Genomic DNA, 6556 nt, shown 5'->3' with positions numbered 1-6556 from the left:
CGCCCCGCCCCCGGGGCGTTTGGTGACAGCGGGGGCCCCCGGGGGTAGACCGCCGGGGGCACCCGTCTGTCCGGGGGGGTCTACTGCTTGAGCTCCGCGTACGCCTCCGCGCTGCTGTCCTTCAGGAACTGCCAGCAGCGGGTCTCCTCCTCGGTCTCCTTGATCGCGCCGGCCGCCCGGGCGAGCGCCGCCAGGCAGCGCAGGAAGCCGCGGTTGCCGCGGTGCTCCCACGGCACCGGGCCGTGGCCCTTCCATCCGTTGCGCCGCAGCGCGTCCAGGCCGCGGTGGTAGCCGGTACGGGCGTAGGCGTACGACTCGACGTACCGGCCGGCCGCGTAGGCGTCGTCGGCGAGCATGGCCCAGGCCAGGCAGAAGACCGGGAACTCGGCCGCCACCTGGGTGGGGGAGGCCGACTCCTCCGCCAGCATCCGGTAGGGCCGCTCCTCCTCCGGGAGGAGAGTGGGTTCGGGACCGTCGAGAAGGTTCCTGTGAATCGCCATGCCCTGAAGTCTGCCACCCGAGACGCAGGGGTCAACCGCCGTCCCCGGCGGGCGCCCGTTCCGCGACGCCGAAGTCACAGACGAGGCGTGTGGACATTCACCCGTTCGCCTGCCACTGTGAAGATCATGTCCGCAGCCCGATCCGTCGGCCGGCGCACCGCACCGCCCCGGAAGGGCGGTCGCCGACGCCGCAAGCCGCGCCGCGGACCCGGTCCTGGCATGCTCACGGCACTCGTGGTCTCCGCAGTGGTCCTGGGGGCCGCGGCGATCATGCTGTACCGCCCAGCGGGAACCCCGGCCGCCGCCCCGACCGCCCAGGCGAGGGTCGCCCCGCCGGGCGAGCAGGCCACCACGGCGGCACCGACGGCGGAGCAGGCGCCGCCCCCGGCTCCCGCCCCGGCCGACACCCCGCCGCCCGCCCCCGCCGCGCCGGATCCCGGCCCCACCAAGGGCGCGGGCACCTTCACCGTCGCCCCGGCCACCGCCAAGCCGGTCGGACGCGGCAACGTGCGCCGCTACCGGGTCGAGGTCGAGGACGGCATCGGCATCGACGCCCCGACCGCCGCCACGCAGATCCACGCCATCCTCGGCGACAAACGAGGCTGGACCAACGACCGCAAGAACGGCTTCCAGCTGGTCGCCGACGGCCCGTACGACTTCGCCGTGAAGATCGCCTCGCCGGCCACCGTGGACCGGATCTGCGGCGCCTCCGGGCTGGACACCCACGGCGAGGTCAACTGCAACGTCGGCAACCAGGTGCTCGTCAACTCCAAGCGCTGGAACACCGGTTCACCGCAGTTCAGCGGACCGCTGGAGGAGTACCGGGCGCTGATCGTCAACCACGAGGTGGGCCACCGGATCGGCCACGGGCACGAGGGCTGCCCGGGCGAGGGCAAGCCCGCCCCCGCGATGATGCAGCAGATCTACGGCCTCAAGGGCTGCACGCCCAACGCCTGGCCGTACTCGGCACAGGGCACGTACGTGGGCGGGCCGTCCGTCCCGTAGAACCGCGGCGGCGGGGGCGGGTCCTGGCAGCCGCCCTGGGGCGTGTCCGACAATTCCCGCCGGGTGCGCGACGGGGCGGACACGCCCTAACAGAGCACCGGCAGGTACTCCCGCAGGTCGCTGCGCTCCCCCGAGGCGGACACCTCGGCCGCCTCCACCGCCGCCGCCCAGTCGGCCCGGCCGGTGGCCAGCCGGATCCAGGTCAGCGGATCGGTCTCCACCACGTTGGGCGGGGTGCCCCGGGTGTGCTTCGGCCCCGGCACCGCCTGGACGACCGCGAACGGCGGGACGCGCAGCTCGACGGCGCCGCCGGGCACCTGCCCGGCGAGGGCGTCGGCCAGCATCCGGGAGACGGTGGCGAGGGCCTCGCGGTCGTGCGGGAAGGCGTCCAGGCCGAGCGCGTCGGCCAGGTCGTCGGCGTGCACCACGGCCTCGATCAGCCGGGTCACCAGGTAGTCGCTCAGGAGCATCGGATGACCGCTCAGGAAGGTCACCCGCCGCTCCGGTTCCGCCGCGGCCCGGCTGTCGAGCACGGCCAGCACGGCGTCGAGCGACCGGTCGAACTCGGCGGCCACCTCCTTGGGCGGGCCGGCGAACCCGGCCGCCGTGTGCTCCGTGGTCGCGGTGTCGACGAAGCCGGCCATCGTCCCGGCCAGCGCCGCGTAGTCGGCCAGCGGGAGCACCGGCCCGTCCACCTCCGGCAGGTCCAGCACGACGGACAGCTGGCTCAGCGCCAGGCTCAGGTGGGTCACCAGCTCCCGCACCCTCCAGGAGCCGAGCCGGGTCGGCCGTTCCAGATCGGACTCCGTCAGCTGGTGCACGACCACGCGCACCGCCTCGCTCTGCGCCGTCAACGCGGCGCTCACCTTCTGCGGCTGATACGTACGGGACTTGGCAGGCATGGGCGTCAACATACGCCGAGGGGCGGGTGGTTCACCAGAGAACCAACCGCCCCTCGTCGACCGTGCGTCAGGCCAGCAGGGCCTCGATGACACCGGTGCGGGCGTCCTTCAGCTCGGCCAGCGAGACGCTGAACCGGCCCTGGACGTCCAGGCTTTCGCCGTCCACGACACCGATCCGGGTGGCCGGCAGGCCGCGCGCGGTGCACATGTCGTTGAACCGGAGCTCCTCGCTGCGCGGCACCGCCACGACGGCGCGGCCGGCCGACTCCGAGAACAGCAGGACGAACGGGTCCTGGCCCTCGGGCAGAACGATCCGCGCACCGTGGCCGCCCTTGAGGCAGCTCTCCACCAGCGCCTGACCGAGACCGCCGTCGGACAGGTCGTGCGCGGCGTCGATCATGCCGTCGCGCGAGGCGGCGATCAGGATCTCGCCGAGCAGCCGCTCGCGCTCCAGGTCCACCGCCGGCGGCAGGCCGCCGAGGTGGTCGTGGACGGCCTGCGACCAGGCCGAGCCGCCGAGCTCGTCCGCCGTGTCGCCGAGCAGGTAGAGCAGCTGCCCCTCCTCGGCGAAGGCGAGCGGGGTGCGCCGGGTGACGTCGTCGATGACGCCGAGCACCGCGACCACCGGGGTCGGGTGGATGGCGACGTCGCCGGTCTGGTTGTACAGCGAGACGTTTCCGCCGGTGACCGGGGTGCCGAGCACCAGGCAGGCGTCGGCCAGGCCGCGGGTGGCCTCGGCGAACTGCCACATCACGTCCGGGTCCTCGGGGGAGCCGAAGTTGAGGCAGTCGGAGACGGCGAGCGGCTTGGCACCGCCGGCCGCGACGTTGCGGTACGCCTCGGCCAGGGCCAGCTGGGCGCCGGTGTACGGGTCCAGCTTGGCGAAGCGGCCGTTGCCGTCGGTGGCGACCGAGACGCCGAGGTTGGTCTCGTCGTCGATCCGGATCATGCCCGAGTCCTCGCCGTGCGAGAGCACGGTGTTGCCGAGCACGTAGCGGTCGTACTGGTCGGTGATCCAGGACTTGGAGGCCTGGTTCGGGTGGCTCGCGACCTTCAGCAGGTCGGCCTTGAGGCCCTCGCCGGTGGTCGGGCGGGCCAGCCGCTCGGCGGTCGGGGCGTCGGCCTGCAGCGCGTCCTGCCAGCTCGGGCGGGCGTACGGGCGCTCGTAGGTCGGGCCCTCGTGGGCGACGGTGCGCGGCGGGACGTCCACCACGAGCTCGCCGTGCCAGAAGATCTCCAGGCGCTCGCCGTCGGTCACCTCACCGATGACGTTGGCGATGACGTCCCACTTCTCGCAGATCTCCAGGAAGCGGTCGACCTTGTCGGGCTCCACGATCGCGCACATGCGCTCCTGCGACTCGCTCATGAGGATCTCCTCCGGCGAGAGCGTGTGGTCGCGCAGGTGCACGGTGTCGAGCTCGATCCGCATGCCGCCGGAGCCGGCCGAGGCCAGCTCGCTGGTGGCGCAGGACAGGCCGGCGCCGCCGAGGTCCTGGATGCCCTTGACGAGCTTCTCCCGGAAGATCTCCAGGGTGCACTCGATCAGGAGCTTCTCCTGGAACGGGTCGCCGACCTGGACGGCCGGGCGCTTGGCCGGCTTGCTGTCGTCGAAGGTCTCGGAGGCGAGCACCGAGACGCCGCCGATGCCGTCGCCGCCGGTGCGGGCGCCGTACAGGATGACCTTGTTGCCGGCGCCGGAGGCCTGCGCGAGGTGGATGTCCTCGTGCTTCATGACGCCCACGCACAGCGCGTTGACCAGCGGGTTGCCCTGGTAGCAGGAGTCGAAGACGACCTCGCCGCCGATGTTCGGCAGGCCCAGGCAGTTGCCGTAGCCGCCGATGCCCGCGACGATCCCGGGCAGCACGCGCCGGGTGTCCGGGTGGTCGGCCGCACCGAAGCGCAGCGGGTCCATCACGGCGACCGGGCGGGCGCCCATCGCCAGGATGTCGCGCACGATGCCGCCGATGCCGGTGGCCGCGCCCTGGTAGGGCTCGATGTACGACGGGTGGTTGTGCGACTCGACCTTGAAGGTGACCGCGTACCCCTGGCCGACGTCGACGACGCCGGCGTTCTCGCCGATGCCGACGAGCATCGCGTCCGAATCCGGCTTCTTCTCGCCGAACTGCTTCAGGTGGACCTTGCTGCTCTTGTACGAACAGTGCTCCGACCACATGACCGAGTACATGGCGAGTTCGGCGCCGGTCGGGCGGCGGCCGAGGATCTCCCGGATGCGCGCGTACTCGTCCTCCTTGAGGCCGAGCTCGGCCCAGGGCTGGGCGGCGTCCGGGGTCTGCTCGGCGTTCTTGACGGTGTCGAGGCTCATCAGGCGTTCACCAGCTGCTTCAGGACGGAAGTGAAGAAGCCCAGGCCCTCGGTGGTCGGGCCGGTGAGCGGCTCCACGGCGTGCTCCGGGTGCGGCATCAGGCCGACGACATTGCCGGCGGCGTTGGTGATGCCGGCGATGTCGCGGTACGAACCGTTCGGGTTGACGTCCAGGTAACGGGCGACGACCCGGCCCTCCGCCTCCAGTTCGTCCAGCACCCGCTCCTCGGCGACGAAGCGGCCCTCGCCGTTCTTCAGCGGGACGACGATTTCCTGGCCGACCGAGTAATCCCGGGTCCAGGCGGTGCCGGCGTTCTCGATGCTCAGCTTCTGGTCGCGGCAGATGAAGTGCAGCGAGTCGTTCCGGGTGAGCGCCCCGGGCAGCAGGTGCGATTCGCAGAGCACCTGGAAGCCGTTGCAGATACCGAGCACCGGCATTCCGAGCTTCGCCTGCTCGATGACGGTCTCCATCACCGGCGAGAAGCGGGAGATCGCACCGCAGCGCAGATAGTCGCCGTAACTGAATCCGCCGGGCAGGACGACGGCGTCGACCTGGTGGAGATCCTTGTCACGGTGCCACAGGGCGACCGGCTCGGCGCCGGCGAGGCGGACCGCCCGCTGGGCGTCGCGGTCGTCGAGGGAGCCGGGGAAAGTGACGACGCCGACGCGGGTGGTCACTTGCCCTCCTCCTCGACCCGGACGGTGAAGTCCTCGATCACGGTGTTGGCGAGAAAGGTCTCGGCGGCTTCGCGGATACGGGCGAGCGCCGCGTCGTCGACCGGGCCCTCCACATCCAGCTCGAAACGCTTGCCCTGGCGGACGTCGGCGATCCCGGTGAATCCGAGGCGGGGCAGTGCACGCTGCACCGCCTGTCCCTGGGGGTCGAGGATCTCCGGCTTGAGCATGACGTCGACTACGACGCGTGCCACTGGCACTCCCGGTGGTGTCTTCGGTGAGGCGGGGGAACTCCAGACTACCGGTGGTTTCGGGCAGGATTGCTGGCCGGGGATAGCGACGCGCGTAGACCCGAGACCCTTACGCCACAAGGGATCCGGACCCCTCACCCACCGACCGGGCCGACCGGTTTCCGTGGATTCGGCACTCGGAACGGCCCCGCCCGGAGAACACCCGAATACGGCACTTGGGGACAGAACCGCCCGTCCCGCACATCGGTATCCAGGAGTCCCGCGAAGAGACGTGAATATCCGGAAAAGAATGCCGGACTCTTCGATTTCTGCCCCCTTCGGGTGCAGAATAGGGCCACCTGTCGCGGCAAGTGCTGCGTATCAGGCGAGCCACCCGGCGCGCCCGTACGCGCTTGCGCGAGTTGGTGCACATCAGGCCCCGGTACCCCCTCGGACCGGCGGCCGAATTGCCCGAGAGGATTGACACCCATGGCACAGCGTGTAGTTGTCACGCTCTCCGACGACCTGGACGGCGGCTCCGCCGCGGAAACCGTCCACTTCGGCGTCGACGGGAAGTCGTACGAGATCGACCTGTCCGTGGACAACGCGGAAAAGCTGCGGGAGGCCCTCGCTCCGTTCGTCGCCGCCGGCCGCCGCCAGAGCCGCACCGGAAAGTCCTTCCGCCGCACCGCCCTCACCCCGGACCCGGCCGCCGTCCGCGCCTGGGCCCTGTCCCGCGGGATGGAACTGCCGGCCCGCGGCCGCATCCCCAAGCACGTGTACGAGGCGTTCGCCGAGGCGAACTGAGCCTCGCGGGAGTCCGCTCCCCGGTCGCCCCGCCCGCCCTGACCGAAAGGGTGGGGCGACCACCCCGAACGATGCTGTAGAGTATTCCTCGTCGCCGCAACGGAGAGATCCGAAG

General features: G+C 71.5%; 7 protein-coding genes. 2 read left to right on the top strand and 5 right to left on the bottom strand.

Features of this window, described 5'->3' with window-relative positions:
• Positions 1-80 precede the first annotated feature (80 nt).
• Positions 81-500 carry a DUF3151 domain-containing protein gene (locus tag ACFVHV_RS24525; protein ID WP_359897720.1) on the bottom strand — a complete coding sequence of 140 codons (420 nt, stop codon included), beginning with the start codon at positions 498-500 and terminating at the stop codon, positions 81-83.
• A gap of 219 nt (positions 501-719) precedes the next feature.
• On the opposite strand from ACFVHV_RS24525, the gene ACFVHV_RS24520 reads away from it, so the two are divergent.
• Positions 720-1505 carry a DUF3152 domain-containing protein gene (locus ACFVHV_RS24520; RefSeq protein ID WP_359897719.1) on the top strand — a complete coding sequence of 262 codons (786 nt, stop codon included), beginning with the start codon at positions 720-722 and terminating at the stop codon, positions 1503-1505.
• 86 nt (positions 1506-1591) lie between these two features.
• On the opposite strand, the gene ACFVHV_RS24515 is transcribed toward ACFVHV_RS24520, so the two are convergent.
• The 4 genes from ACFVHV_RS24515 to purS all read right to left on the bottom strand — a co-directional run bounded on the left by ACFVHV_RS24515 (position 1592) and on the right by purS (position 5658).
• Positions 1592-2407: a sterol carrier family protein gene (locus ACFVHV_RS24515; protein WP_359897718.1), complete on the bottom strand. Its 816-nt coding sequence runs from the start codon at positions 2405-2407 to the stop codon at positions 1592-1594.
• 67 nt (positions 2408-2474) lie between these two features.
• Positions 2475-4730 (bottom strand): phosphoribosylformylglycinamidine synthase subunit PurL, encoded by a 2256-nt coding sequence (purL, locus tag ACFVHV_RS24510; RefSeq protein WP_359897717.1) that lies wholly within the window; start codon positions 4728-4730, stop codon positions 2475-2477.
• Positions 4730-5407 (bottom strand): phosphoribosylformylglycinamidine synthase subunit PurQ, encoded by a 678-nt coding sequence (purQ, locus tag ACFVHV_RS24505; RefSeq protein ID WP_359897716.1) that lies wholly within the window; start codon positions 5405-5407, stop codon positions 4730-4732. The genes purL and purQ overlap by 1 nt, the downstream gene beginning before the upstream one ends.
• Positions 5404-5658 (bottom strand): phosphoribosylformylglycinamidine synthase subunit PurS, encoded by a 255-nt coding sequence (gene purS, locus ACFVHV_RS24500; RefSeq protein ID WP_049654013.1) that lies wholly within the window; start codon positions 5656-5658, stop codon positions 5404-5406. Before purS ends, purQ begins: the two co-directional genes overlap by 4 nt.
• A gap of 465 nt (positions 5659-6123) precedes the next feature.
• Here purS and ACFVHV_RS24495 point away from each other — a divergent pair, with 465 nt between their 5' ends.
• Positions 6124-6441 (top strand): Lsr2 family protein, encoded by a 318-nt coding sequence (locus ACFVHV_RS24495; RefSeq protein WP_359897715.1) that lies wholly within the window; start codon positions 6124-6126, stop codon positions 6439-6441.
• Positions 6442-6556: the final 115 nt, after the last annotated feature.

Origin of the sequence: Kitasatospora sp. NPDC127116 (genome assembly GCF_042677365.1) — a bacterium.
GTDB classification, from domain to species: Bacteria; Actinomycetota; Actinomycetes; order Streptomycetales; family Streptomycetaceae; genus Kitasatospora; species Kitasatospora lactacystinica.
This window is presented reverse-complemented; position numbering and strand designations above follow the sequence as displayed.

Coding starts and splice junctions, on each gene's coding strand:
- ACFVHV_RS24525 (WP_359897720.1), bottom strand. CDS start 500: ATGGCGATTCACAGGAACCTTCTCGACGGTCCCGAACCCACTCTCCTC.
- ACFVHV_RS24520 (WP_359897719.1), top strand. CDS start 720: ATGCTCACGGCACTCGTGGTCTCCGCAGTGGTCCTGGGGGCCGCGGCG.
- ACFVHV_RS24515 (WP_359897718.1), bottom strand. CDS start 2,407: ATGCCTGCCAAGTCCCGTACGTATCAGCCGCAGAAGGTGAGCGCCGCG.
- purL (WP_359897717.1), bottom strand. CDS start 4,730: ATGAGCCTCGACACCGTCAAGAACGCCGAGCAGACCCCGGACGCCGCC.
- ACFVHV_RS24495 (WP_359897715.1), top strand. CDS start 6,124: ATGGCACAGCGTGTAGTTGTCACGCTCTCCGACGACCTGGACGGCGGC.